26 protein-coding genes and 1 other RNA gene are annotated in these 25,247 nt (G+C 63.2%); 19 read left to right on the top strand and 8 right to left on the bottom strand.

From position 1 onward, the window contains the following. Positions 1–14 precede the first annotated feature (14 nt). Complete coding sequence (gene rpoH / locus K3152_RS07410; RefSeq protein ID WP_247713261.1) at positions 15–974, bottom strand: RNA polymerase sigma factor RpoH; 960 nt, start codon at positions 972–974, stop codon at positions 15–17. Between the two features lie 68 nt (positions 975–1,042). Continuing rightward, positions 1,043–1,987, bottom strand: coding sequence for an RluA family pseudouridine synthase (locus K3152_RS07405; protein WP_221573465.1), 945 nt, complete (start codon positions 1,985–1,987; stop codon positions 1,043–1,045). A gap of 16 nt (positions 1,988–2,003) precedes the next feature. Between K3152_RS07405 and K3152_RS07400 the strand changes: the two genes are divergently transcribed. The 7 genes from K3152_RS07400 to K3152_RS07370 all read left to right on the top strand — a co-directional run bounded on the left by K3152_RS07400 (position 2,004) and on the right by K3152_RS07370 (position 6,568). Next, entirely contained in the window at positions 2,004–2,399 is a 396-nt protein-coding gene (locus K3152_RS07400; protein WP_221573464.1) for a M67 family metallopeptidase, read from the top strand. Positions 2,400–2,433: 34 nt separating this feature from the next. Beyond that, complete coding sequence (locus K3152_RS07395; RefSeq protein ID WP_221573463.1) at positions 2,434–3,093, top strand: histidine phosphotransferase family protein; 660 nt, start codon at positions 2,434–2,436, stop codon at positions 3,091–3,093. Further along, positions 3,090–3,836 (top strand): N-acetylmuramoyl-L-alanine amidase, encoded by a 747-nt coding sequence (locus K3152_RS07390; RefSeq protein ID WP_221573462.1) that lies wholly within the window; start codon positions 3,090–3,092, stop codon positions 3,834–3,836. The genes K3152_RS07395 and K3152_RS07390 overlap by 4 nt, the downstream gene beginning before the upstream one ends. 74 nt (positions 3,837–3,910) lie before the next feature. Beyond that, on the top strand, positions 3,911–4,276 hold the full coding sequence (locus tag K3152_RS07385) for a carboxymuconolactone decarboxylase family protein (protein WP_221573461.1): 366 nt from the start codon (positions 3,911–3,913) through the stop codon (positions 4,274–4,276). Positions 4,277–4,567: 291 nt separating this feature from the next. Beyond that, positions 4,568–5,287 carry an energy transducer TonB gene (locus tag K3152_RS07380; RefSeq protein ID WP_221573460.1) on the top strand — a complete coding sequence of 240 codons (720 nt, stop codon included), beginning with the start codon at positions 4,568–4,570 and terminating at the stop codon, positions 5,285–5,287. A 57-nt stretch (positions 5,288–5,344) separates the two neighbouring features. Then, positions 5,345–5,743, top strand: an RNA gene (gene rnpB / locus K3152_RS07375) — RNase P RNA component class A. A 42-nt stretch (positions 5,744–5,785) separates the two neighbouring features. Beyond that, positions 5,786–6,568, top strand: coding sequence for a hypothetical protein (locus tag K3152_RS07370; RefSeq protein WP_221573459.1), 783 nt, complete (start codon positions 5,786–5,788; stop codon positions 6,566–6,568). A gap of 10 nt (positions 6,569–6,578) precedes the next feature. On the opposite strand, the gene K3152_RS07365 is transcribed toward K3152_RS07370, so the two are convergent. Both K3152_RS07365 and K3152_RS07360 read right to left on the bottom strand, forming a co-directional pair. Continuing rightward, on the bottom strand, positions 6,579–7,889 hold the full coding sequence (locus K3152_RS07365) for a UDP-glucose dehydrogenase family protein (protein ID WP_221573458.1): 1,311 nt from the start codon (positions 7,887–7,889) through the stop codon (positions 6,579–6,581). Next, the gene (locus tag K3152_RS07360) at positions 7,890–8,687 is read right to left on the bottom strand and encodes a metallophosphoesterase family protein (RefSeq protein ID WP_221573457.1); all 798 of its coding nucleotides are present in this window, start codon (positions 8,685–8,687) and stop codon (positions 7,890–7,892) included. It lies immediately after the preceding gene. A gap of 272 nt (positions 8,688–8,959) precedes the next feature. Between K3152_RS07360 and K3152_RS07355 the strand changes: the two genes are divergently transcribed. Continuing rightward, a complete protein-coding gene (locus tag K3152_RS07355) occupies positions 8,960–9,712 on the top strand; it encodes a TorF family putative porin (RefSeq protein ID WP_221573456.1) in 753 nt (250 codons plus the stop codon). An 85-nt stretch (positions 9,713–9,797) separates the two neighbouring features. Next, entirely contained in the window at positions 9,798–10,235 is a 438-nt protein-coding gene (locus K3152_RS07350) for a VOC family protein (protein WP_221573455.1), read from the top strand. Positions 10,236–10,256: 21 nt separating this feature from the next. Here K3152_RS07350 and nhaA read toward each other — a convergent pair whose 3' ends face one another. Continuing rightward, on the bottom strand, positions 10,257–11,468 hold the full coding sequence (gene nhaA / locus K3152_RS07345; protein ID WP_221573454.1) for a Na+/H+ antiporter NhaA: 1,212 nt from the start codon (positions 11,466–11,468) through the stop codon (positions 10,257–10,259). An 82-nt stretch (positions 11,469–11,550) separates the two neighbouring features. Here nhaA and K3152_RS07340 point away from each other — a divergent pair, with 82 nt between their 5' ends. The 5 genes from K3152_RS07340 (at position 11,551) to K3152_RS07320 (ending at position 17,160) form a co-directional block, all read left to right on the top strand. Then, a complete protein-coding gene (locus K3152_RS07340; RefSeq protein WP_247713260.1) occupies positions 11,551–12,951 on the top strand; it encodes a glycosyl transferase family protein in 1,401 nt (466 codons plus the stop codon). Further along, positions 12,948–13,364 carry a hypothetical protein gene (locus tag K3152_RS07335; protein WP_221573452.1) on the top strand — a complete coding sequence of 139 codons (417 nt, stop codon included), beginning with the start codon at positions 12,948–12,950 and terminating at the stop codon, positions 13,362–13,364. Before K3152_RS07340 ends, K3152_RS07335 begins: the two co-directional genes overlap by 4 nt. Positions 13,365–13,411: 47 nt before the next feature. After that, positions 13,412–14,317 (top strand): sulfite exporter TauE/SafE family protein, encoded by a 906-nt coding sequence (locus K3152_RS07330; RefSeq protein WP_221573451.1) that lies wholly within the window; start codon positions 13,412–13,414, stop codon positions 14,315–14,317. A 35-nt stretch (positions 14,318–14,352) separates the two neighbouring features. Then, entirely contained in the window at positions 14,353–15,063 is a 711-nt protein-coding gene (locus tag K3152_RS07325) for a TIGR02186 family protein (RefSeq protein ID WP_221573721.1), read from the top strand. 102 nt (positions 15,064–15,165) lie between these two features. Beyond that, entirely contained in the window at positions 15,166–17,160 is a 1,995-nt protein-coding gene (locus tag K3152_RS07320; protein ID WP_247713259.1) for an ATP-binding protein, read from the top strand. Positions 17,161–17,284: 124 nt separating this feature from the next. Here K3152_RS07320 and K3152_RS07315 read toward each other — a convergent pair whose 3' ends face one another. Together K3152_RS07315 and K3152_RS07310 are read right to left on the bottom strand one after the other, a co-directional pair. Then, entirely contained in the window at positions 17,285–18,019 is a 735-nt protein-coding gene (locus K3152_RS07315; protein ID WP_221573450.1) for a 7-carboxy-7-deazaguanine synthase QueE, read from the bottom strand. Position 18,020: 1 nt separating this feature from the next. Further along, positions 18,021–20,729, bottom strand: a complete 2,709-nt coding sequence (locus K3152_RS07310; protein WP_221573449.1) for a valine--tRNA ligase — start codon at positions 20,727–20,729, stop codon at positions 18,021–18,023. A gap of 105 nt (positions 20,730–20,834) precedes the next feature. Here K3152_RS07310 and K3152_RS07305 point away from each other — a divergent pair, with 105 nt between their 5' ends. Genes K3152_RS07305 through K3152_RS07285 form a run of 5 tightly spaced genes read left to right on the top strand, consistent with a single transcriptional unit; the run spans position 20,835 to position 24,836 of the window. Continuing rightward, positions 20,835–21,944, top strand: coding sequence for an ABC transporter permease (locus K3152_RS07305; protein WP_221573448.1), 1,110 nt, complete (start codon positions 20,835–20,837; stop codon positions 21,942–21,944). Continuing rightward, complete coding sequence (locus K3152_RS07300; RefSeq protein ID WP_221573447.1) at positions 21,944–22,846, top strand: ABC transporter ATP-binding protein; 903 nt, start codon at positions 21,944–21,946, stop codon at positions 22,844–22,846. The genes K3152_RS07305 and K3152_RS07300 overlap by 1 nt, the downstream gene beginning before the upstream one ends. Before the next feature lie 3 nt (positions 22,847–22,849). Continuing rightward, positions 22,850–23,797: an MlaD family protein gene (locus tag K3152_RS07295; RefSeq protein WP_221573446.1), complete on the top strand. Its 948-nt coding sequence runs from the start codon at positions 22,850–22,852 to the stop codon at positions 23,795–23,797. 17 nt (positions 23,798–23,814) lie between these two features. After that, positions 23,815–24,399 (top strand): ABC-type transport auxiliary lipoprotein family protein, encoded by a 585-nt coding sequence (locus K3152_RS07290; protein WP_221573445.1) that lies wholly within the window; start codon positions 23,815–23,817, stop codon positions 24,397–24,399. Between the two features lie 2 nt (positions 24,400–24,401). Next, on the top strand, positions 24,402–24,836 hold the full coding sequence (locus K3152_RS07285; protein WP_221573444.1) for an OmpA family protein: 435 nt from the start codon (positions 24,402–24,404) through the stop codon (positions 24,834–24,836). On the opposite strand, the gene K3152_RS07280 is transcribed toward K3152_RS07285, so the two are convergent. After that, positions 24,833–25,198: a hypothetical protein gene (locus K3152_RS07280; RefSeq protein ID WP_221573443.1), complete on the bottom strand. Its 366-nt coding sequence runs from the start codon at positions 25,196–25,198 to the stop codon at positions 24,833–24,835. The genes K3152_RS07285 and K3152_RS07280 overlap by 4 nt on opposite strands. Positions 25,199–25,247: the final 49 nt, after the last annotated feature.

Below are 25,247 nucleotides of genomic sequence, written 5' to 3'. Positions count from 1 at the left end.
TTCAAATGTCGCTATCAGGCGACGCCCGGTAGCAGCCTTTCGCCGGCGATGGCTTTCATCGCCTTCTGCAGCTTCTCGAATGCGCGCACTTCGATCTGGCGGATGCGTTCGCGGCTGACGTTGTAGACCTGGCTGAGTTCCTCGAGCGTCTGCGGGTTTTCCGTCAGGCGGCGTTCGGTGAGGATGTGCTGTTCGCGCTCGTTAAGCGCTTCCATCGCCTCGCCCAGCATTTCGTGGCGAACCTGCGCTTCCTCGGCGTCGGCGACGGTCTCGTCCTGCAGCGGACGGTCGTCCGTCAGCCAGTCCATCCATTCGCCCGAACCTTCTTCGCCATTGCGCATCGGCACGTTGAGCGAGCCATCGCCACCCATCATCATCCGGCGGTTCATATTGACCACTTCCTGCTCGGGCACGCCGAGGTCGGTCGCAATCTTCTGCACGTCGTCCGGATGGAGGTCGGTGTCCTCGTAGGCATCGAGGTTCTTCTTCATGCGGCGCAGGTTGAAGAACAGCTTCTTCTGCGCAGCGGTGGTGCCCATCTTCACGAGGGACCACGAACGAAGGATATATTCCTGGATGCTCGCCTTGATCCACCACATGGCATAGGTGGCGAGGCGGAAGCCGCGATCGGCTTCGAATTTCTTCACGCCCTGCATCAGGCCGACATTGCCTTCGGAAATGAGGTCCGAAACGGGCAGGCCGTAGCCGCGATAGCCCATGGCAATCTTCGACACCAAGCGCAGGTGCGAGGTGACGAGCTGCGCTGCAGCTTCGCTGTCGCCATGCTCTTCATAACGCTTGGCGAGCATATATTCCTGTTCCTGCGTGAGGATCGGGAACTTCTTGATTTCGGAAAGATAGCGGTTGAGGCTCTGCTCACCACCGAGCGCCGGAACGCTCAAACTTCTTGTACTGCTCACTTGTACCCTGACCTTTCTTTCGTCGACCTCATGCGCCGGACCCCTGCTGGGCATCCGGTCTTTCGGGCCACGTGCATTCCTATAGCGCAAACGGCGCGAATTTGCATTAACTTTCGTCGATATCAACGTGCGGTTTCGTCGATAAGTTCCGCCATATCGGCGGGCAATTCGGCGCAGAAATCCAAGCTTTCACCGCTGATAGGATGTATGAATCCGAGCCTTGCTGCGTGCAGCGCCTGGCGCGCGAATTGCAGCTGCTGGAGAAGCGCGCGAAGCGGCTTGGGAGTACGCCCGTAAACAGGGTCTCCCAATAGCGGATGACCGATTGACGCGCAGTGAACACGGACCTGATGTGTGCGCCCTGTTTCAAGCCGGCATTCGAGGAGCGCGGCGTGGTCCAGCAGCCTGACGGTCTCGAAATGCGTGACCGCGTGTTTCCCGCGGGTGGAAGTATCGGGGAGGACGGCCATTTTCTTGCGGTCTTTGTCCGAACGCCCGATGCGGCCCGAGACGCTGCCCGACGGCGGATTGGGATGTCCGGCGCACACCGCGAGATAGCGGCGCGTGATGGAATGGTCTGCGAACTGCTTCGCCAGCCCCTCGTGCGCGGCATCGCTTTTCGCGACGACCAGCAGGCCCGAGGTGTCCTTGTCGATGCGGTGGACGATACCCGGCCGCGCCACCCCGTTGATGCCAGAAAGCTGGCCTTCGCAGTGAAAGAGCAGCGCGTTGACCAGTGTGCCGTCGGGATTTCCGGCCGCGGGGTGAACGACCATGCCCGCCGGCTTGTTGACGACCAGCAAGTGCTCGTCCTCGAAGACGACATCGAGCGGGATGTCTTGCGCCACGGTTTCGAGCGGTTCGGGCGGGGGCAGGGCAATGCTGTAAGTCTCCCCTCCCGTGAGCTTGGCCGAGCCCGATTTCGCGGGCTTTCCACCCACTTCCACCATTCCGTCGGCAATCAACCCCTTCACACGCTCGCGCGACAGGCCCGTCGCCTCCGCCAGCGCCTTGTCGAGGCGGCCTGCGGTTTCGAGCGTTCCGGTGAGGACTTCTGGCTCAGCCATGCTAGGGCCATGCGCGATGACGCTGGAAGTCTCAAGCAATGTGTTGGATCGGCTGCTCGCCGAGGCCGAAAGCGCGCTCCCTCGCGAGTGCTGCGGGATATTGCTCGGTGAGGGGCTGATCGTCACCTCCCTCCAGCCCGGCGCCAACGTCCATCCCGATCCCGAAACCCATTTCGAAATCGACCCGCAGGCGCTGGTTGATGCCCACCGCGCCGCGCGGAATGGCGGACCGCAGGTGCTCGGCTATTACCACTCGCATCCCAATGGCCTCGCCCGTCCGTCGGCTACCGACGAGGCGATGGCGACCGGGCAGGGGGTGGTCTGGGCGATTATCGCGGCAGGGCGAGTCACCTTCTGGCGCGAAGGGGCTGCGGGGTTCGCCGCGCTTCCCTATGTGACAACCTCTCGCTAGAAGACGATAAATTTCGAGTTTCGACAGGAAATACATGGACGACAGCCAATCAGTTGACCTTGCGGCAATGCTTTGCTCGCGCCTCTGCCACGACATGCTGAGCCCGGTCGGCGCGCTCAACAACGGGCTCGAGCTGCTGGCCATGGAAGACGACCCGGAAATGCGAAAGAGCGTCATCGCGCTGCTCGAACAAAGCGCGACGACGTCGACCAACAAGCTCAAGTTCTTCCGCCTCGCCTTCGGTGCCGCGGGCGGCTTCGGCGACCGGGTCGACGTGGCCGAACCCAAGGCGCTGATCGATGCGCTGGCAGCCGACAAGAACAATGTCGAAATCCACTGGGCCATCGACGCGGCCAATCTTGCCAAGCCTGCGGTGAAGGTCCTGCTCAACTTTGCCCAGATCGCGCTCGACGCGCTGGTGCGCGGCGGGACGCTCGATATCGGGGCCGAGGTACGCGAGGGCAATTGCGAGATCGTTGTGCGCGCCACGGGCAGCAAGATCGGTTTCGACGACAATATCGGCAAGGCTCTCGACGGCAGTCTCGATCGCTCGGAACTCTCCAGCCGCACGGCGGCTGCCCACATGATCCACCTGCTTGCCGAAGGCGCAGGCGGCGGGCTGCAATTTGCGCGGACCGACGAAACGCTGGTCCTGGGGGCAGTGCTTCCCGAAGCCGAGGGCCTGATCGGATGAGCGATTTCGGCGAACTGGGTGCCGGCCTACCCGAAGCGAACGACGAGCTGGTCGACCGCAAGATCCTTTCGCCCAACCATGACGAGCGCAAGCTGCCCATCTCCATGGTAGTGATCCACTACACCGAAATGGAGGACAAGGGCTTCGCCATCGAACGGCTGTGCGACCCGGAAGCCAAGGTTTCGGCCAATTACCTGATCGGCAAGGGCGGCGAAGTGGTTCGTCTCGTGCCCGAGGAAAAGCGCGCCTGGCATGCCGGCGTGTCCTACTGGCGCGGCATCAAGGACGTGAATTCGGCCAGCATCGGAATCGAGCTCGATCATCCGGGTCACAAATACGGATATTGCGAATTTCCCGATGCGCAGTTCGAAAAGCTAGTCCCGCTGGTGGCCCGCATCGTCAAGCAATACGACATTCCGCGCGCCAACGTGGTCGGCCACTCGGACGTTGCGCCCGCCCGCAAGATCGACCCGGGCGAGCTGTTCCCGTGGGACCGCCTCGCAGAATACGGCCTGTGCCTGCCGCGCCCCAAGAAGCTCGAACGCGGCGACCCGTTCGACAACGATGCGGCCTTCTACCTCGCGCTCGAACGCTTCGGCTACGACATCACGGACGGCCACAAGGCGGTCGAGGCTTTCCAGCGCCGCTGGCGGCCCGAGAAAATCAATGGCGAAATCGATGGCGAGGTGCGGGCGATCCTGTTCCAGCTGCTGCTCGATCGCGACAGGGGACTTTCGCGCTAGCAGGATTGACCTGCATCAATGATGCGCCGCCCCGATGCGTGCAGGACTCGTGAAAACCAAGCGAGGAGCCGCACATGGCGCATACCGAATTCAAGGACTGGCCTGGCATGGCCGCCAATCTCATCCCTGCCATCAAGGAGCTCCACAAGGGGGCTCCGGGAGTGATGAAGGCGTTCCGCGAAATGGGCGCTGCCGCGCATGAGGGCGGTGCGCTCGATGCCAAGACCAAGGAATTGCTCGCTGTTGCCATCTCGGTCGCGATGCGCTGCGACCCCTGCATAACCTACCATGTCGAAGGTGCGCGCAAGAAGGGCGCCACGCGCGAGGAAATCGCCGAAACGATGGGGCTTGCAGTCTATATGGGCGCAGGGCCGAGTGCGATGTACGCTGCGCAGGCACTCGAAGCTTACGATCAGTACGTCGACAGCGCGAACGACTGAGCGCGCAACCAGTTCGCCGGCACCGGCCCTATGTGCGTGCCCGCCAAGGGCAGCAGGCACAGAGAGCCTACCGCCGGCGATATCGATAGAGAAAATGTCGCTTCGGGTAGTCTAAACGGGTTACCCATTCGAACCCCTTGGATTGGTTTCAATTAACGAGGTTGGCAGCGGCCCGTTATTGCGAAGTGTTTGACTTTGAACGCTAACAGTCACAGAAAATTCGTGAATAAATCGACGGCGAATTTCGAGCGACCAAATCGGACTGCTGCTCGATTGCGACAGGGGTCACGCATGATACACAAGAATTTTCGCAAATATCTGGCGGCCATGATGGTTGCACCGATCGCAATGTCTGCGGTTTCCTCATGGGCGCAGGAGGCTGACGGCCCCCGTGGCGCCACGCCTCGCGATATCCAGGTCTGGGCAGGGAAAATCCAGCAGGAATATCCTTCGGCCGCTCTTCGCAATGCAGAAGAGGGGACTGTCGTCATGTCGATCGGAATTGGAACCGAAGGGCGGGTGACATCGTGCCAGATCGAGCAGACGAGTGGTTCGCAAGCGCTCGACAACGCTGCCTGTAGCGGAATGCTGCGGCACGCGCAGTATGATCCGGCGCGCAATGAAAACGGCGACACGATTGCTACGACGATGAAGCAGTCGATCCGTTATGTCTTGCCGGATGCGTCTTCCATTTCCCCGAGGCCGTACGATCGGGCCGAACCCATCGATGAAGAGGCCTGGCGGGAAAAGGTTTTCGATAGCGAGTTTGTTGCCGCCATCGGCAAGGTCGGAAGGGGCCGGGCAATCTACATGCTGACCCTCGATGAAAACGGCAAGCCGACCGGTTGCGGTATGGCCTATCCTTCCGGTGATGTCGCTCTCGACCGGAAGACTTGCGCGGGTTTGCTGGAGCACGCGCGTTTCACGCCTGCTGCATTGCTGAGCGGCGAGGCCGTGCCGGGCATCTATCCGGTTTTCTATCCCGTCCAGACACTGGAACCTGAAGGCTGACCTTCACCTTCGTTACATGCTTGGCATCTCGGCTCGACCAGCTTATCTGCACATCCGCCAGGGGGCCGGGCAGCCGCGTGATTTCGGTCGCGAGGAAAGTCCGGGCTCCACGAAACAAGGGTGGCGGGTAACGCCCGCCGAGGGCAACCTCAGGGAAAGTGCCACAGAGAGCATACCGCCGATGGCTCCTTCGGGAGATCAGGCAAGGGTGAAAGGGTGCGGTAAGAGCGCACCGGGGCTTCGGTAACGCGGCCCGCATGGTAAACCCCACCCGGAGCAAGGCCAAATAGGGGCGGCGCGCCAGCTTGCTGGCAGATGCGTTTCGTATCGACCGCCCGGGTTGGCTGCTCGAGCTCTGGAGCAATCCAGGGCCCAGACGAATGGCTGCCTCCGCGCGGCTGGTGTGCAAGCATACCGCGGGCGGGACAGAACCCGGCTTACAGGCCCCCTGGCACTTATTCACGGAACTATGCGCTCTGGCTGGCGATTGGGCCGGTTATGAGCACGCACAAGCACCGCAGCGCCTTCCAGCGCCTCGCCATCATCCTTGCCGTCGTTATCCAGATCGGCGCGACCTTCCTGCCGCAACTGGGTTTCGGCGATCCGATCGGTGAGCGGTCGGACAGCGTGAGGACACTCATCACCCCTGCCGGCTGGGCCTTTGCCATCTGGGGTCCGCTGTTCTTCGGCTCGGCGGTCTATGCCATCTGGCAGGCTCTCCCTTCGCAGCGCGACAATGTCCTGCTCGACCGGATCGGGTGGGCCTCGGTGCTGGCGCTCTCGATGCAGGGCGTCTGGGCCATCTACACCCAGTTCGCGAACCTGACCTTCCTTTCGGCCATCATCATCCTCACTTCGCTTGCCGCGCTGCTTTCCATCCTGCGCACGCTGGTCGCTTTCGAGCGGCCCTTTTCACTGGCGGAGCGGACTATCGTCGCCATTACCTTCAGCGCGCTGGCGGCGTGGTTGACGGCTGCCAGCATCGTCAACATCACGGCGAGCCTCGTCTATCATGGCGTCGGCGGCGGTGGGGACTTCCCGATGATTACCGCGATCCTTGTCGTGGTCGGCGGCGTGATTGCCGCGCTTGCCACTGCACGCAGCCGCGGCAACCCGTGGTATGCGCTGGTGTTCTGCTGGGCGCTTCTGGCCATCTATTTCAAGGGCGGGCAGGAAAACGGCGCAATTGCGCTCGCCACCCTTATTTCGGGCCTATTGGTGGCAGGTGCAGCGGTCGTCGGGCTGAAAACCCGGGCCAACCGCCACCACTGGTTCGGCTGAACAGGCGCGGTCAGCCGCGCCCGATGCTCGAATATTCGAAACCCGCAGCGCGCACGTCGTCCGGGCGGTAAATATTGCGCAGGTCGACTAGGACCGGGGCCTTGGCGATTTCCTTCACCCGCTTCAAGTCGAGCGCGCGGAAGACATCCCATTCGGTGACGATGGCAATCGCGTCCGCGCCTTCGATGGCGGCATAGGGTTCGTCGACCATGGTCACTTCGGGCATCAGCGGCGCGGCAATTTCCATGCCCTCGGGGTCGAAAGCGGCCACTTCCACCCCCGCATCGGTCAGCGTCTGCGCCACGGCGATAGCCGGGCTGTCGCGCATGTCGTCGGTGTTGGGCTTGAAGGTGAGGCCAAGCAGCGCGACCTTCTTGCCGCGCGCGTTTTCCGCGCCGCCCAGTGCATCGAGCACCTTGCGGCCCATCGCGCGCTTGCGGCTGTCGTTGACCTTGACCACCGCCTCGACGATGCGCGTCGGGCTGTCGTAGTCTTCTGCCGTCTTCAGGAGGGCAAGCGTGTCCTTGGGGAAACACGAGCCGCCATAGCCGGGCCCTGCATGGAGGAACTTGGCGCCGATACGGTTGTCCATGCCGATGCCGCGCGACACGTCCTGCACGTCCGCACCGACCTTTTCGCACAGGTCCGCCATTTCGTTGATGAAGGTGATCTTCGTCGCGAGGAAGGCGTTGGCGGCGTATTTGATGAGCTCGCTGGTGCGGCGGCCGGTGAAGAGGATCGGCGATTCATTGAGGAACAGCGGGCGGTAAACCTCGCGCATCACCTCGCGGCCGAACTCGTCTTCGGCGCCGATGACGATGCGGTCGGGGCGTTTGAAATCGCCGATGGCCGCGCCTTCGCGCAGAAATTCGGGATTGGAGACGACCGCGAACTTGTGGCTCGTTCCGCTGTCCTTGAGGATGCGCTCGACCTCGTCGCCCGTGCCGACAGGAACGGTGGACTTGGTCACCACGACCGCGTCATTGGCGAGGTTCTGGCCGATTTCCTCGGCCACGGCATAGACGAAGGAAAGATCGGCATGGCCGTCGCCGCGGCGGCTTGGGGTGCCGACGGCGATAAAGATCGCATCCGCGCCCTTGATGCCTTCGGCAAGGCTGGTGGTGAAGGTGAGGCGGCCCGCCTTCACATTGGTGCCGACCAGTTCGGCAAGGCCCGGCTCGTAAATGGGCATGATGCCATCGTGGAGGCGGTCGATTTTCGACTGGTCCTTGTCGATGCAGACCACGTCATGGCCGAAATCGGCGAAACATGCGCCAGACACCAGGCCGACATAGCCCGAACCCACCATTGCGATCTTCATTTACGCATCCACCTTTTCGATTTTTATTGCGCCGTCGTCATCTGCGATGGCCTGGATAAGCCGCCTGTCGCTGCCTTCGAGCACGAGCGCGGTCAAGCGCCCGGTGCGAAAGGCTCCGGTATCGATACCGATACGATGGTCGCGATGTTCCACATCCTCGAAGATGGTGTGGCCATGCACGACGACGTGGCTGAAGGGTTCCTCGTGGCTCAGGAAGCGGTCGCGTATCCAGCGCAGGTCCGACTTCTTCTGCTCCTCGATGGCGAGCTTGGGATTTATCCCTGCGTGGACGAGGACATAGTCGCCCGCGACGATTAGGTCTTCGAAACTCTCGAGGAAATCGCGATGCTTCTGCGGCACGGCCTCGTGCATCGCATCCTGCAACTCGCCCATTTTCATCTTGGAATAGGCTTTCTTGTCGATGCCGTAACTCAGCACCGTCTCGCGCCCGCCATGTTTCAGGAAATGGCGCAGAACTTCCTTGTCCTCGAAGCTCTGGAGGAACATTTCCTCGTGATTGCCGGCAAGGTAGCGGACCTTGCGGCTCTCGCCCCATTTGCGGGCAAGCTTGATTACGCCCCTGCTGTCCGGCCCGCGGTCGACGAGGTCGCCGAGGAAGACCACAGTGGTCTCGCTGGCGCCGTCGTCATCGCTTTCGATGGCCTGCTGCAGCGCTTCGAGCAGGTCGCGCCGACCGTGGATGTCGCCGATGACATACCAGCGCTCTCCATCGGGCACGCGCGCGGTGCGACGCGCGGGCTGGCCGGAAGAGAAGATGCGACGGATGGAATCGAACATGCGGGCGTTGCGGGGCTTTCTCGGGGGTTGGCGAGCATCTAGGCGCTCGCAGGCGGGGCGGCAAGTCGCGGGACACATCCGCACCATTTCGCAGTTGCACAATAGCCACGCTATTTGCTGCACAAGCGAATGGATTGCGCACGCATCTTGCGCGGGGTGTGCGAATCGTGCACCTTCCTTTCGATTTCGACCGAGGAGCCCTCCTCTAAAACCGGGACCCGGCGAAAACGCAGGTGGGACGAAGCACCAAACCGAACCAAGGGGTTTCGAGAATGCTCACGTCCTTTCGCGGCAAACTTGCCGTTTCGCTCGCCGCTCTTGCAGCCGGCATCACTGCGCCCTCAGCGGCGCTCGCGCAGGATACCGAAGAAGCCGGTCCTGTCACCGTTTCTGCCAATGTCGCGCTGACCACCGATTACCGTTTCCGCGGTGTCTCGCTGTCGAATGGCGACCCCGCCATCCAGGGCGGCATCGATGTCGGCCATGAAAGCGGTTTCTATGTCGGCACCTGGGCCTCCTCGATCGAGGGCGGCGATGCCTATGGCGAGCTCGAGCTCGATCTTTACGGCGGCTGGTCGGGCGATGTCGCCGAGGGCGTGACCGTCGATGTCGGCCTGCTCTATTACCTCTATCCGTCCGAAAACATCGGCGCGGAAGTCAATTATTTCGAGCCCTATGCCTCTGCCGCCTTCACCCTCGGCCCGGCAGAAGCGACGGTCGGCGCAGCCTATGCCTGGGACCAGGATTCGCTCGGCGGGGATAACCTCTATCTCTATTCGGATCTCGGCTTCTCGCTGCCCGCAACGCCGATCTCGCTCTCGGCGCACCTCGGCTATACCGACGGCGTGCTCGCGCCGCCGCTGCTGGCCGGCGATCTCGACGACAGCGGCCTCGACTGGTCGCTCGGAGCTTCAGTCGCTTCCGGCCCGCTCGAACTCGGAATTTCCTATGTTGGCGTTGAAGGACCTTCGATCGACGGCTTCACCGACGACACCATCGTCGCCACGCTTAGCGCCAGTTTCTAGAGAATTCACTGGCGCCAAAATGAAGGGGCGTGCTGGCTAGGCGCGCCCCTTTTTCTTTGCGCGTGCCCGCCCTATCTGGCGGGGCATGACCCATTACCTCCACACCATGATCCGCGTCGCCGACCCGCAAGCGGCGATCGATTTCTTCAAGCTCATCGGCCTCGAGGAGGTCCGCCGCAAGGAAAGCGAGAAGGGGCGCTTCACGCTCATCTTCCTCGCCGCGCCGGGGCAGGAGGACGTGGCCGAGCTGGAACTGACCTATAACTGGCCGCCCGAGGACGGGAGCGCGCCGGAGGAATACACCGGCGGCCGCAATTTCGGCCACCTCGCCTACCGCGTCGACAATATCTACGACACCTGCCAGCGCCTGATGGATGCCGGCCACACTATCAACCGCCCCCCGCGCGACGGGCACATGGCTTTCGTCCGCTCGCCAGACGGGATTTCGGTCGAACTGTTGCAGGACGGCTATCTCGACCCGGCAGAACCCTGGGCGAGCATGGAGAATACCGGCAGCTGGTAAGGCTGCCGGGGCTCATATTCCTCAATCTACGTAGGGCGATTTGGCGTCGTCGGGGTGTTCGGTCGACAGCCTGAGCACTGCATAGCCCAGTATCGCCGAGAGCAGCGAACCGCCGAGAATGCCGATCTTCGCCTCGTTGATGAACAGCGGCTGCCCGGTGAAGGCCAGCCCGCTGATGAACAGCGACATGGTGAAGCCGATACCGCACAGGATGCTGACACCCCAGATTTCCTGCCAGCTGGCATTGTCCGGACGCGGGGCGAAACCAATCCGGTCGGCGACCCATATCGCCGAGAAAATGCCCACCTGCTTGCCGAGGAAGAGACCCGCGGCAATCGCCAGCGGGAGCGGCGCCAGCACGCCTTCCATGCCGATGCCTGCCAGCGGCACGCCGGCATTGGCGAAGCCGAATACCGGCACGATGAGATAGGCGCTCCACGGGGCGAGGCCGTGCTCCATCTTCTCGACCATGGTCTCGTCGTCCTTGCCGACCATGGGGATGCAAAGCGCAGCGACGACACCGGCGATGGTGGCGTGGATGCCGCTGAAGAGCACGAAGACCCATAAGACCAGCGCCATCAGGACGAACGGCCAGTAACGGCTCACACCCATCCTGTTCATCGCGTACATCACACCTACGACAACCGCCGAGGCGCCGAGCCACAAGAGCTTGATTTCCTCGGTGTAGAACGCGGCGATGACGACCACCGCCCCGATATCGTCGACGATGGCAACGGTCAGCAGGAACAGGCGAAGCGATGCCGGGCAGCGATTGCCGAGCAGGCCGAGGACGCCCATCGCAAAGGCGATGTCGGTTGCTGCCGGGATGGCCCAGCCGCGCAAGAGTTCGGAATCTCCGCCGACCACACCGACGTAGAAGAGGGCGGGCACAGCCATGCCCGCGACAGCTGCAAGGATGGGCAGCTTGCGCTGCTGCGACGTGCTGAGTTGTCCCTCAATCCACTCGCGCTTCACCTCGAGGCCCACGACGAAGAAGAAAATCGCCATCAAGCCATCGTTGATCCACAGGTGCAGGTCGTAAAGCTTGGGGATGGGCGTCCATGGCAGCTTGCCGTAGAACAGCTGCTGGTACTCGTCTGCAAACGGCGAATTGGCCGCCAGCATCGCGGCCACGGCCACGAGGATGAGCAAGATGCCTGCCGAAGCGTCGCTGACGAACAGCGCGCGGACGGGGGCAAAGACGAGGCGGAATGCAGAGGGGCGTTCGGTCATGTCGCTGCGCTCTTTTTCGCAAAGCATAGCGCGTTGCAAGTCCCGATTGGCCGCGTTAGGACCTTCGCGGGGGGAAAAAGGGTTGCAAGCACCTCATATCATCGCCGCGGAGGCGATTTTCGCGCTACAGAACGAACTGCTGCTGTTCGCGGCGGTGTTCTTCGCCATCGGCATGCTCGACGAATTTGCGGTCGATGCGGTGTATTTCTGGAACCGCCTGACCGGAGGGATGCGTACGCCGCGGGTCGACGAGCACAGCCTTGCGCGCCAGCAGCTCTCCGGCATGGCTGCCGTGTTCATCCCCGCGTGGAAGGAAGATGCCGTCATCGGGCCGACGCTGGCTCATGCGCTCGCTTCGTGGCCGCAGGACGAGTTGCGCATCTATGTCGGATGTTATCGCAACGACCCGCACACGATTGCCTCGGTCATGGCGGCATCGCGCGGCGACGAACGGGTGCGCGTGGTCATCGTCGGAGAGGACGGACCGACCTCGAAGGCGCATTGCCTCAACCGCCTGTATGATGCCCTGCGCACCGACGAAGCGCGCTGCGGTTACAGGGCGCACATGGTCGTGCTCCACGATGCCGAGGACATGATCGATGCGGCCGCGCTCCCGCTGATGGACTTCGCGGTCTGGAACAGCGATTTCGTCCAGCTGCCCGTGATGGCCCTGCCGCCGTCGGATTCCCGCTGGATAGCGAGCCATTATTCGGATGAGTTCGCCGAGGCACATGCCAAGGTCATGGCGGTGCGCCAGCATCTGGGGGCCGCAATTCCGGGCGCGGGTGTCGGCTGCGCCTTTGCGCGCCCCATGCTCGACAGGCTGGTGAAGGACGGAGCGACCGGGCCATTCCCCGAAGGCAGCCTGACCGAAGATTACGAACTCGGCCTCGAGGTCCACGCATTGGGCGGGAAGGGCCGTTACCTTCGCGTCCGCACGAACGAGGGAAGGCTCGTCGCCACGCGTGCCTATTTCCCCGATGAACTCGAACAATCGGTTCGCCAGAAGACCCGCTGGACGCATGGTATTGCCCTGCAGGGTTGGGACCGACTGGGATGGGGCGGTTCGCTCGCGCAGCGCTGGATGACGTTGCGCGACCGGCGGGGCCCATTGGCCGCCATCCTTCTCTTGATTGCCTATGTCACGATGGCGCTCGCCATGGCGATGCATCTGGCAGCCGACATGGGCCTCGTCAGCCCGCAGAAGACTTCGCCGGTTCTCGGCGCGCTGTTGCTTGTTACCTTTGTCGGTCTGGCATGGCGGCTCTTCTTGCGCGCTGTCTTTACGGGGCGCGAATATGGATTGAAACAGGGCCTGCTCGCCATTCCGCGGGTCGTGGTATCGAACATCATCACCATCATGAGCGGGCGCAGGGCGCTGGCCGCTTATCTGCGCACGCTGCGCGGCGCGCCGGTGGTGTGGGACAAGACCAGCCACCGCGCCCATCCGGCGCTGGCCGCGTTAAAGGAGCGGGCTGCATGAGCACTCGCGATGTCACCAGGCGCGGCCGTCCGCTGGCCTTCCTTGCGGCGCTCGGTTTCTCATGGATTGGTCTTCGCCTCGCTGTCCTTACCGCTTGGCCGGAAGTTGAAAGCGGCGCTCCCGCCCAGAACGACCCCGCAGTGCAGATGGCGCTTCGGGCCGCAGAACAGGACCAGCCCACGGTGGCAGGCAGCGAAACCGTAGAGCCGCAAGCACCCCAGCCGGCACCTGCAACGCAAGAGCCGGCTGCTCTCGAGGCACCACCACCTGCTCACTTGGAAAATGGTTTCGACCCGCTTCCGGCAGCAGCGGCCCATAATGCTCTCTGGATGGATGCATCGGGCGATTTCGAAGCTGCCGTGCCGCTGCCCGTAGCAGCCCCGAGTGAGCCGCCTGTCACGGAGGAATTTTGAGGGCAGTTCTGCTTTTATACACCGCCCTGCTGCGATAGGGGCGGTTCATGGACGTCTACCTCCCCATCGCCAATCTGTCGGTGAACGGTCTCTGGATCGTGGCCCTTGGCGCGCTTACGGGAGTATTGTCGGGCCTGTTCGGCGTTGGCGGAGGGTTCCTGACGACCCCCTTGCTGATCTTTTACGGCATCCCGCCGACGGTCGCCGCAGCCTCGGCTTCGACGCAGGTAACCGGCGCAAGCGTGTCGGGCGTCATCGCGCACAGCAAGCGCAAGGGCGTCGATTACCGCATGGGCAGCGTCATGGTGGGCGGCGGCATCATCGGTGCCGGTATCGGCGCGCTGCTGTTCCGCTTCTTCCGGTCCATCGGCCAGATCGACGTGGTCATCAACGCGCTGTACGTGGTGCTGCTCGGCTCGATCGGATTGCTGATGGCGAGGGAATCGCTCCAGCTCCTGCGCGGGACGGGGAACAGGCAGGCGGCACGCAGGCGTCATCATCCGCTGGTTGCGAGCCTGCCGTGGCGCTGGCGCTTCTACGGCTCGGGCCTTTATATTTCCCCGCTCGCTCCGGCGCTGGTCGGCGTTGCCGTGGGTATACTGACGATGCTGATGGGGGTGGGCGGCGGCTTCATCCTCGTGCCCGCCATGCTCTACATTCTCGGCATGAGCGCGAATGTCGTTGTCGGCACCAGCCTCTACAACATCCTCTTCGTCACCATCGCGACCACGATCATGCATTCGCTGACGACGCGCGCGGTCGACATCATTCTTGTCGCGCTGCTGCTCATCGGCTCGGTGACCGGCGCGCAATTCGGCTCGCAACTGGCGGTGAAGGCCAAGCCTGAAATCCTGCGCCTCGTCCTGGCCGCGATCGTGCTGGCCATCGCCTTCCGCATGCTGCTCGGCCTGTTTTACCAGCCCGACGAAATCTACACGGTCTACCCGCTGTGAGGTGGGCCTTCCTCCTGCTTGCAGCCCTCGCGCTGATGGGCCAGCGCGATGCCCTGCTCGTGCCCGAGGTTTCGCAGCATGACGTCAAGGTACGGCAGGGCTTCACCGGTACCGAGCTGCTGCTGTTCGGGGCCGTGCTGGACCCGGCCGGGAGGGCCGGGCAGGGTTATGATATCGTCGTGGTCCTGAAAGGCCCGAGCGAGCCGATCCGCCTGCGCGAAAAGGAACGGTTCGCCGGGGTCTGGGTCAATGCGCAAAGCACCGATCTCAGGTCGGTCCCCAGCTTCTTCGCGGTCGCGTCCTCGCGCCCCATCGGCCAGATCGTCGACGAGAAGACCGCCGCGATCTACGAATTCGGCACGGGCTATATCCAGCTTTCCCCGAGCGGGAACATCGATCCTGTCGAGCAGCGCCGCTTCCGCGACGGGCTGGTCGACCTCAAGCAGAGGCAGGGCCTCTACAAGGAAGACATGAACGGCGTGACGATCACGCAGAGCGTACTCTACCAGGCCCGCATTTCCCTGCCTTCCAACGTCACGACGGGAACCTATACGGCGGAAACCTTCGCCGTGACCCAGGGGCGTGTCATCGCCTCGGCGGAATCGCAGGTTGAGGTGCGCAAAGTGGGGCTGGAGCGCGAGGTCGAATATTTCTCGCAGAATTTCGGGCTGCTCTACGGGGCCCTTGCGGTGATGCTCTCGGTGCTCATGGGCTGGGGCGCGGGCCGCCTGTTCGCGCGGCTCTAGGGGGCATCGCCCGCCATCATCGTTGACCCGATTTTAACCCTTTTCCGCCATCACCCCAGCCCTACGCTTATGCGTGAAATCTAACGGGCTTTGGGGCTTTCAATGAGCGATACGGGTAACGGCAATTACGGTTCTTTCGGCGGTTCGCGCCAGATGCAGGGCGAAGAAGCCGGGCGGCGCAACTTGCGCGATCGCATCCGCCGTTCCGCCGAAAGCGAAGCGCCTCCTGCCCAGCAGGGCGGAGTTTCGCGCTCGGGCTATGTCCACCAGCCGCAAGCCGACGCCCAGCCGGAACCCGTTGCCCAGCAGCCCGCTCCGCAACCCGGCTTCCAGCCCGAGCCGCAAGTGCAGGCGCGCCAGGATGCGCCCGTAGCCCGCCCGGCGGCGCCGACATCCGAGCCGCGTCTCGGCCAAGCCCCGCCGCGCCCTTCGGAACTCGCGCCCAAGCCCGAGCCCAAGCCCGAGCCAGAACCCGTAAAGGAAGAGCAGCCAGTCAGCGACAACGCCATGCAACCGATCGGCGTGGTGCTCGAAATTGCAGGCTCCGGTTCGATGATCGCCATCGACCTGCAGCGCCTCAACGAATGCAGCGAGGACAGCGATCCTTCGGTCGCCATGGCAGGCCAGGTCGGCAGCCAGATCAAGATCCGTGTCGGGCAAAGCTGGCTTATTGCCAGCGTCCGCAACCAGAAGCAGGACCGCAAGGCCGGCAGCATCCTCGCCAATATCGACTTTCTCGGTGAAGGCATCGAGGAGAAGCTTACCGGCAAGCTCCATGGTTTCCGCCGCGGTGTGACCCGCTATCCGGTGCCGGGCGCGATGGTCTATCCCGCTTCCACGCCCGACCTCAAGCAGGTCTACGCCAGCGACGGTCGCAGCTCGGTGACGATCGGCAAGGTTTATCCCACCAAGGACATCCGCGCCGGCCTTTATGTCGATGCCATGCTCGGCAAGCATTTCGCGCTGCTGGGTTCGACCGGTACGGGTAAGTCGACCAGCGCCGCGCTGATCCTGCACCGCATTTGCGAGGCCGCGCCCGAAGGCCATATCGTGATGATCGACCCTCACGGCGAATATTCGGCCGCTTTCCGGCAGACCGGGATCATCCTCGACGTGTCGAACCTCCAGATGCCCTACTGGATCATGAATTTCGAGGAGCATTGCGAAGTGCTGCTCACCAGCAGCGGCAACGAACGCCAGGTCGACAGCGACATCCTCGCCAAGTGCCTCTTGAAGGCGCGCAGCAAGAGCAAGCTCGCCCAGACGATGGGCAAGATCACCGTCGATTCGCCCATTCCCTATTTGCTGTCCGACCTCTCGAACGAGATCCAGGACCAGATGGGCAAGCTCGACAAGGCGACCAATTCCGCGCCCTACATGCGCATCAAGAACAAGCTCGACGAGCTGAAAGCCGACCCGCGTTACCAGTTCATGTTCTCAGGCATGCTGGTGGCCGACACCATGGCCGACTTCATTTCGAAGATTTTCCGCATGCCCTCGAACGGCAAGCCGATTTCGATCATCGACGTGTCGGGTGTGCCTTCGGATATTACCGCAACCGTGGTCGCCGTGCTCAGCCGCCTCGTCTTCGATTTTGCCATCTGGGGCCGCGACGACAAGACCGTGCCGATCCTGCTGGTCTGCGAAGAAGCGCACCGTTACGTGCCGAACGAGAAGAATGCCGATGGCAACTCGGTCGGCACCATCCTCGGCCGTATCGCCAAGGAAGGCCGTAAATACGGGATCTCGCTGGGCCTCATTACGCAGCGCCCGTCCGACCTGGCGGAAGGCGTGCTGTCGCAGTGCGGCACGATCATCTCGATGCGCCTCAACAACGACCGCGACCAGGATTTCGTGCGCGCCGCCATGCCCGAAGGGGCGCGCGGCTTCCTCGACGCCATTCCGGCGCTGCGCAACCGCGAGTGCATCGTCTGCGGCGAAGGTGTCGCCATTCCGATCCGCGTGAGCTTCGACAACCTCGAGGAAGTGAAGCGCCCGGCATCGGAAGACCCCAGCTTCATCGAGCAGTGGAACAACCCCGGCGGCGAGGAAGACCTCGTCCTGCGCACCGTGCAGCGCTGGCGTAGTCAGGGCTGACTCTTGTTTTTCGAACCCGCCTCCGCGGGTTCGTCCTCGCTATTCGTGCAGCAAGCTGCACCCGCTGCGGGCGGGCGGTCGCCCTTGCGGGCTGCTAGTCGCAGCCCGGACGCGCGTCATCGCGTTAAGTCCCCCTGGTATCACCGAACAGGTGGATGTGCAGGCGGTCGCTCATTCGGAACCCGTGTTTGAGGCACAGGTCCGCAAGCCATTTTTCCCGTTCGCGCAAGGTCTCGCTGTCGGTGCCTTCGGGCATCAGGAAAACGTGGCCGGGCTTGAAGCGGTAGCGGTCGCGTAGCGCGAGAACCTCGTCGACGTCCGAGGGCTCGGCAATCACGAATTTGAACCACGCACGCGGGTCGGTGGCGTAGGCGTCGAGCCGTTCGGGGAGCAGCGCCAAGTCCGCTGGATTGCCGCTATGCGAAAGCTTGGGGCTGACGTTGAACTGGTCGATACGGATATCGAGGCGGGGAGGGGCCTTGGTGGTCCCGTTGGTCTCGATCTCGACCGAGATGTCCGGCAGCAGGTCGAGCAATTTCGCCAGCGCAGGGGCCTGCAGCAGCGGCTCGCCGCCGGTGATGACGAGCCGGTCCTGACCTAGCCGCGTGATGCGCGCGACGACTTCTTCCTCGTCCAGCGTGAGCTGGTTCGCCTTGCGCTCGAAGGTCATGCCATCGCGGTGCGGGCGGTTGTCGCCCTCGAAATGCCAGGTGTAGGCGGTGTCGCACCACACGCAAGCAAGGTTGCAGCGCGACAGCCGCATGAAGGCGACCGGCATGCCTGCACTCGGACCCTCGCCCTGGACCGAAGCAAAAATCTCCGGCCCGCCGTCGTCATCGGTGGCGAGGACGAGGCTCATGTCAGCCCAGCCGCGTCAGTGCTGCCTGCAACCGCTCGATTTCCGCCGTGTGATGGGCGTGGTCGGCGCGGGCCTTTTCGACGGCTTCGGGCTTGGCGCGTTCGACGAAATTGGCGTTGCCGAGGCGGCCCTCGAGCGACTTGGCTTCCTTGGCCGAGGCTTCGAGCGCCTTGGTCAGGCGCGCCTTTTCCGCCTCGATGTCGATGATACCTTCGAGCGGGATGATGAAGCCATCCTCGCCCGCTGCCACCTGCATTGCCGCGCCGCCCGGGGCTTCGGCGAAATGGACCGGCGTGAGGCGCGCGAGGCGTTCGATGGCGGCAGCGTTTTCCTCGACGACCTTGCGGCCGAGAGTGGACGGGGCGGGGCAGTAAGCCTCCAGCTTCGCGCCCGGCGCGATGCCGAGTTCGTTCTTTGCTGTGCGCACTGCGCTGGTGAGCGCAATGAGCCAGTCGATTTCGGCCTTGGCGTCTGCATCCACTTCGGCCTCGGGCTCAGGCCATTTTGCGGTGATGAGCGGGTAATCAGCGCGGTCACCCTGCTTCGACCACAGCTCTTCAGTGATGAAGGGCATGAAGGGATGCAGCATGACGAGAATCTGGTCGAGCGCCCAGCCGGCGACGGCCCTGGTTTCCTCGTCAAAATTGCCTTTGATGAGCTCGATGTACCAGTCGCAGAAGCGGTCCCACACGAAGTGGTAGATGGTGTTCGCGGCGGCGTCGAAACGCAGGTCGGCCATCGCTTGTTCGAGGGCATTCTTGGTCTCGACGACCTCGCCGATAATCCACTTGTTCACCGCTTGCGTGGCAGCAGGGGCGGCGATGCTGGTGCTCGCGCCGATGCCGTTCGACTGGCAGAAACGCGTCGCATTCCAGAGCTTGGTTGCGAAATTGCGATAGCCCTCGACGCGGCGCTCATCCATCTTGATGTCGCGGCCCTGGCTTTCCATCGCCGACATGAAGAAGCGCAGCGCATCGGCACCGTACTGGTCGATGAGGCCGAGCGGGTCGACGACATTGCCCTTCGACTTCGACATCTTCGCCCCGTCGGCGGCGCGGACCAGCCCGTGGAGATACAGCCGCGGCCACGGCGCCTTGCCGGTCAGGTGCATGCCCTGCATCATCATGCGCGCATCCCAGAAGAACAGGATGTCGAAGCCCGAGATCAGCAAATTGTTCGGGTAATGCTTGTCGAGCAGGTCGGTCTTCTCGGGCCAGCCGAGCGTGGCGAAGGGCCAGAGCGCGGAAGAGAACCACGTGTCGAGCACGTCGTCGTCGCGGGTGAGCGAAACGCCGTCACCGGCCTTTGCCTGCGCTTCCTCTTCGGTCATCGCGACGTAAGCATTGCCCTCGGCGTCATACCAAGCCGGGATGCGGTGACCCCACCAGAGCTGGCGGCTCACGCACCAGGGCTGGATGTTCTCCATCCAGTTGAAGAAAGTCTTCTCCCAGCTCTTCGGGACGATTTCGATGGTCCCGTCCTTCACCGCCGCGATGGGTGCGCGGGCGAGCTTTTCGGCATCGACATACCACTGGTCGGTCAGCCACGGCTCGATGACCACGCCGCCGCGGTCGCCGAAGGGCGTCGCGATGGTGCGCGGTTCTGCGTCGAGTTCCTGTTCCTCGCCCTTCTTGGTCTTGGCGATATGCGGGATGAGGTAGCCCTGTTCCTTAAGGCGCTGGACCACCAGTTCGCGCGCGCCATCCACACCGTCGCGCTTGAAGCGGTGCAGGCCGAGGAATTCCTCCGGCACCAGCCCGTCGGCGGTCTGGCAGACATTCGCCTCGGCATCGAGCATGTTGAGCATCTCGCCTGCAGCGAAGCCTGCGCGCTTGCCCACGTCGAAATCGTTGAAATCGTGACCCGGCGTAATTTTCACCGCGCCCGAGCCCAGTTCGGGGTCGGCATGTTCGTCCGCCACCACCGGCACGCGGCGTCCGGTGATGGGCAGCACGACATACTTGCCGACGACCGACTTGTAGCGCTCGTCATCGGGGTGCACCGCCACTGCCATATCGGCGAGCATGGTTTCGGGGCGCGTGGTGGCGACCTCGATATAATCGCGGCCATCGTCGAGCGTAACGCCGTCTTCGAGCGGATATTTGAAGTGCCAGAAGCCGCCCTTCACATCGGTGGTCTCGACTTCGAGGTCCGAAATGGCGGTTTTCAGTTTCGGATCCCAGTTCACCAGCCGCTTGTCGCGGTAGATGAGGCCGTCATTGTAGAGGTCGACGAAGGTCTTGAGCACGGCATTCGAGAAATGCTCGTCCATCGTGAACTGTTCGCGCGACCAGTCCATCGAACAGCCGAGGCGGCGCAGCTGGCGGGTAATCTGGCCGCCGCTTTCCTCTTTCCATTCCCACACCTTGCCGACGAAATCCTCGCGGCTGTAATTGGTGCGCTTGTCCTGCTTCGCCTCCATCTGGCGTTCGACCACCATTTGCGTGGCGATGCCTGCATGGTCGGTGCCGACCACCCACAGCGCATCCTTGCCGCGCAGGCGTTCATAGCGGATGACCACGTCCTGCAGCGTGTTGTCGAGCGCGTGTCCGATGTGGAGCGAACCCGTCACATTGGGCGGCGGGTTGACGATGGTGAAGGGCTCGGCGTCGGGCCGCTCAGGGCGGAACAGGCCGTTTTCCTCCCAATGCGCATACCAGCGCTGCTCGATATCGGCGGGGTCGAAAGTCTTGGATAGCTCGGTGCTCATGACGAACGCCCATGCCAGCGCAAATTGTGCGATGCAACGCCGTAGGGGATGCGAAGTGATACGCGCTTGTTTAGCGTGGCATTTCCACGCATACCGCGAGCACGAATGACACGCTTGGCAGAATACGAGTTGCAAAGGGGCGATGGGGGCACAGTGCTGGCACTGTCCGGACCCTATCTCGTGTCCACCGTCGGCGCGATCGATGACGACCTGCGCGACATGGAAGAACCCCTGAGCCGGGTCGATCTGTCGGACGTTTCCGAAATCGATACGGTCGGCGCGTGGCTGGCCTGCAGTCTTGCCAGTTCGCACGGGGCAGAGATTACCGGGGCGAGCGAGCGGGCGCAGCGCCTGCTGGGCGCGCTGACCGGCATGGACAGCGAACAGGAACTTGCCGCTCCCCGCCTGCCGGTGTGGAAGCGGGTGCCCGAGGCGATGGGCGAGAAGGTCTTCAATGCGCGGACCGGTGCCACGGGCGTCGTCAGCTTCCTTGGCGCACTGCTGATTTCGGCTGGCACCCTCATCCGGCACCCGCGCCGCTTCCGCATGGTCGCACTGGTTCACCAGGTCGAGCTGGTCGGGGTTTCCGCACTGCCGATCATCGGGCTGATGAGCTTCCTTATCGGCATCGTCATTGCCCAGCAGGGCGCGGTCCAGCTGGCGCAGTTCGGGGCGGAGACGCTGACGATCAACCTCGTCGGCCGGATCACCTTGCGCGAACTGGGCGTGCTGATGACCGCGATCATGGTCGCGGGCCGCTCTGGCAGCGCCTTTGCCGCGCAGCTCGGCACGATGAAACTGACCGAAGAGGTCGATGCCATGCGCACGATCGGCATTTCGCCGATGGAGGCGCTGGTCATCCCGCGTATCCTTGCTGCAGTGCTCATGATGCCGTTGCTGGGCTTCTACGCCTCGTGTCTGGCGATCATCGGCGGCGCGGTGGTGGGCGACCTGATGCTCGGCATTCCGTTCTGGACTTTCCTGTCGCGCATCCAGGAAGTGGTGCCGACCTACGACGTGTGGGTCGGGCTCATCAAGGCACCGGTTTTCGGGCTCATCGTCGGGCTGGCGGGCTGCTACAACGGCATGCAGGTCAAGGGCAATTCGGAAGAGGTCGGCCGGCGCACCACGCTGTCCGTGGTGGCGGCGATCTTCGCCGTGATCGTGCTCGATGCCTTCTTCGCGGTATTCTTCACCGAACTGGGGTGGGGCTGATGGGCGAGGAAAGGGATACCGCCACCGGCCCCCAGCGCTTCAGGGGCGATTACCCCATCGTGGTCGAAGGGCTGGAGAACCGGTTCGGCGACCACGTCGTGCACCAGGACCTCGACCTCAAGGTGCGCCGCGGCGAGATCCTCGGTGTGGTCGGCGGCTCGGGTACGGGCAAGTCGGTGCTGATGCGCTCGATCATCGGCCTGCAGCCGCCCAGCGCGGGCGATGTTCAGGTCTTCGGCAAGTCGATCATCGATGCCGAGCCCGACGAGGCCATCGGTGTGCGCGATCGCTGGGGCGTCCTGTTCCAGGGCGGGGCGCTGTTCTCCACGCTGACGGTGGGCGAAAATGTCGAGGTGCCGCTAAAGCAGTTCTACCCCGATATCTCGGACGAGTTGCGCCACGAAATCGCGCGCTACAAGGTGCTGCTCTCGGGCCTGCCCGAAGATGCGGTCAACAAGTTCCCGAGCGAGCTTTCGGGCGGGATGAAGAAACGCGCCGGGCTTGCCCGCGCATTGGCGCTCGACCCCGAACTGCTGTTCCTCGACGAGCCGACTGCAGGCCTCGACCCCATTGGCGCGGCGGCCTTCGACAACCTCACGCGCGAACTGAAGGAAACGCTGGGCCTCACCGTCTTCCTCATCACCCACGACCTCGATACGCTGCACGAGATTTGTGACCGTGTCGCGGTGCTGGCCGACAAGCGGGTGATCGCGGTCGACACGGTGCCCAAGCTGATGGAACTCGACCATCCCTGGATACAGGAATATTTCAACGGCCCGCGTGGACGCGCCGCGCTGACCGCACAGGCACTCGACGAATTGCGCAAGCACATGGACATGCCGGTTGCTGCCCATGCAGTCAAAGCGTTGGACAAACCGCCTGCGGGCAAGGATAAGGCTTAGCGAATGGAAACGCGGGCAAATTACGTTTGGGTGGGGGCGGTCACGCTCGCAGTGCTGGCAGCGCTGGCGCTGTTCATCGTCTGGATCGCGCGCTGGGGCGAAGGCGCGCAGAAGGAATACGACATCTTCTTCAAGGAAAGCGTGTCGGGCCTTGCCAACGGCAGCCAGGTCGCCTTTGCGGGTGTCCCGGTCGGACAGGTCAGCCAGATCGTGCTGTGGGACAAGGATCCCGAATACGTCCGCGTGCGCATCAGCGTGAAGGAAGAAGTGCCCATCCTCGTCGGCACCACGGCAACCATCCAGGGCAGCTTTACCGGCGTATCGACCATCCTGCTCGACGGCGCGCGCAGCGGTGCTCCGCCGATTTCCTGCGAAACGACCGCCTGTACCGAAGGCGTGCCCATCATCCCGCCCAAGCCCGGCGGGCTGGGAGAACTGCTCTCGAACGCGCCCTTGCTCCTTGAACGGCTGGCCACTCTGACGGAGCGGCTGACGCAGCTGCTCGACGAGGACAACCAGGGCGAGATTGCCGGCATCCTTGCCAACACCAACCAGATGACGGCCGACCTTGCGCAGGCGGCGCCGCAATTCGAGGCGACCATGGCCGAACTGCAGGTGACCTTGCGTGAAGCTTCCGAAGCGCTGGACGAATTCGAGAAGGTCACGGCTTCGACCGACCGCATCCTCAACCAGGAAGGCGCGCAGCTGGCGCAGCAACTTCGTGTGACGCTGAAGCAGGCGGGCGATGCATCGGAAGAGCTGGGCGGCCTGCTCGAAGAAGCGCGTCCGGCGACCAAGCAACTCACCGAAAGCACGCTGCCCGCCGCCGAAGCCACGCTGCGCGACCTTCGCGCAACCAGCAAGGCGCTGCGCGACGTGACCGAGAAACTGGACGAGAAGGGCGCCGGCGCGCTCCTCGAAGGGCAGCCGCTGCCCGAGTACGAGCCTTGAGATTGGGTAACAGAGCGATGACCAAGAAGCTTCACCTCGCCATCCTTGCTCCCGCGCTCCTGCTGTCGGGCTGCATTTCCTTCGGCAGCGAACCGCCGCCGAGCCTGCTGACGCTCACGCCTGCTGCGACCGCTCCTGCCGGAAGCGGCGCCTCGAGCGCGGCGGGCACGGCCATCGTACTGCAGGAATTCGAAGCGCCCAGCGCGCTCGACGTGACCCGCGTGCCGGTCCAGGTGACCGACACCGAGCTCGCCTATCTGAAAGACGCGGTGTGGGTCGAAAAGCCTGCCCGCCTGTTCCGCCGCCTGATTGCCGAGACCATCCGTACGCGCTCGAACCGCGTGGTGGTCGATGGCGATGATCCCGGCGTGCTCGCCGACAACCGCCTGACCGGCACGATGCGCCAGTTCGGCTATGACGCGCGGACGAGCAGCGTGGTGGTCGTGTTCGATGCCGTGCGTCCCGGTGAAGGTTCGTCCGTCACCACTCGCCGCTTCGAGGCCGTCGTGCCGGGCGTTGCAGCCGATGTCGCGAGTGTGGGCCCGGCGCTCAACCAGGCGGCCAATGATGTGGCCGCACAGGTGGCGGACTGGGTTAGCTAATAATGGCCAAGAGTGGACAGAAATATCCACTCGCTAACTGCCTCGTTCTGGTCGGCGCGCTCCTCTCGTCTCAAGCGGCGAATGCTTTTTCCTGCGACGCTGGGCCATACGTGATTTTTTTCGACCAAAACTCAGCGTCCATTGGTGACGAGGCGAGGGAAATCTTGGCCTATGCGAAAGACGCTGCGCAAGTTTGTAAATATTCGAAAGTCAGAATTGAGGGTCATTCTGACACGGCGGAAACGGTGGAGATGAGCGATAAGCGGGTCGACCGGGTGCGAGACCTCTTTCGGGAGCTTGGCTTTGCCGAGGAGATGACCCACGCGGTTTCTTACGGTCCGAACCGTCTTCGTAAAAGCACAGGTCCGGATGTCCCGATGCGGGAAAATCGCCGGGTCGAAATTACCTTCGGTCCTTGGGAAGTGCCCGCCGATTAAGGTCGCCAGGTGACGTCCACCGGCTCCCAACCCTGCTTGCTGACCATCGACTTGCCCTCGTCGCGGTCGAGGCCGGCTTCGTCGAAGCTGTCGAGCACGTAGCAATAGGTCGTGCTGCGCTCCACGCCGTCGTCCAGTTTGGCTGAGACGTGGCCGAAATAGCTTTCCTCGTCGTCCGCCGATTGCTCCCATGTGCCGGGATAGACGCCGGTGAAATAGGCCTTGCCGCCGGGTTCGGATGCGGAGGCGACGCAATAGAGGAAACTGCGCTCGGGCGACTGGGCATAGGCGGGCGCGAGCAATGCGAGGACGCAGAGCACCAGCGTGCAGCTTGCGATGCGGACATTCCTGCTCAGCGTCATGTGCCTGGCCCTCGTTTCACCCGAATGTGGTGTGCAAAGGGTAGGAAAG

The organism is Qipengyuania polymorpha, assembly GCF_019711435.1.
In the GTDB taxonomy this organism is placed as follows: domain Bacteria; phylum Pseudomonadota; class Alphaproteobacteria; order Sphingomonadales; family Sphingomonadaceae; genus Qipengyuania; species Qipengyuania polymorpha.
The sequence above is the reverse complement of the archived record's forward strand: the minus strand, read 5'-3'. Positions and strand labels throughout refer to the sequence as shown.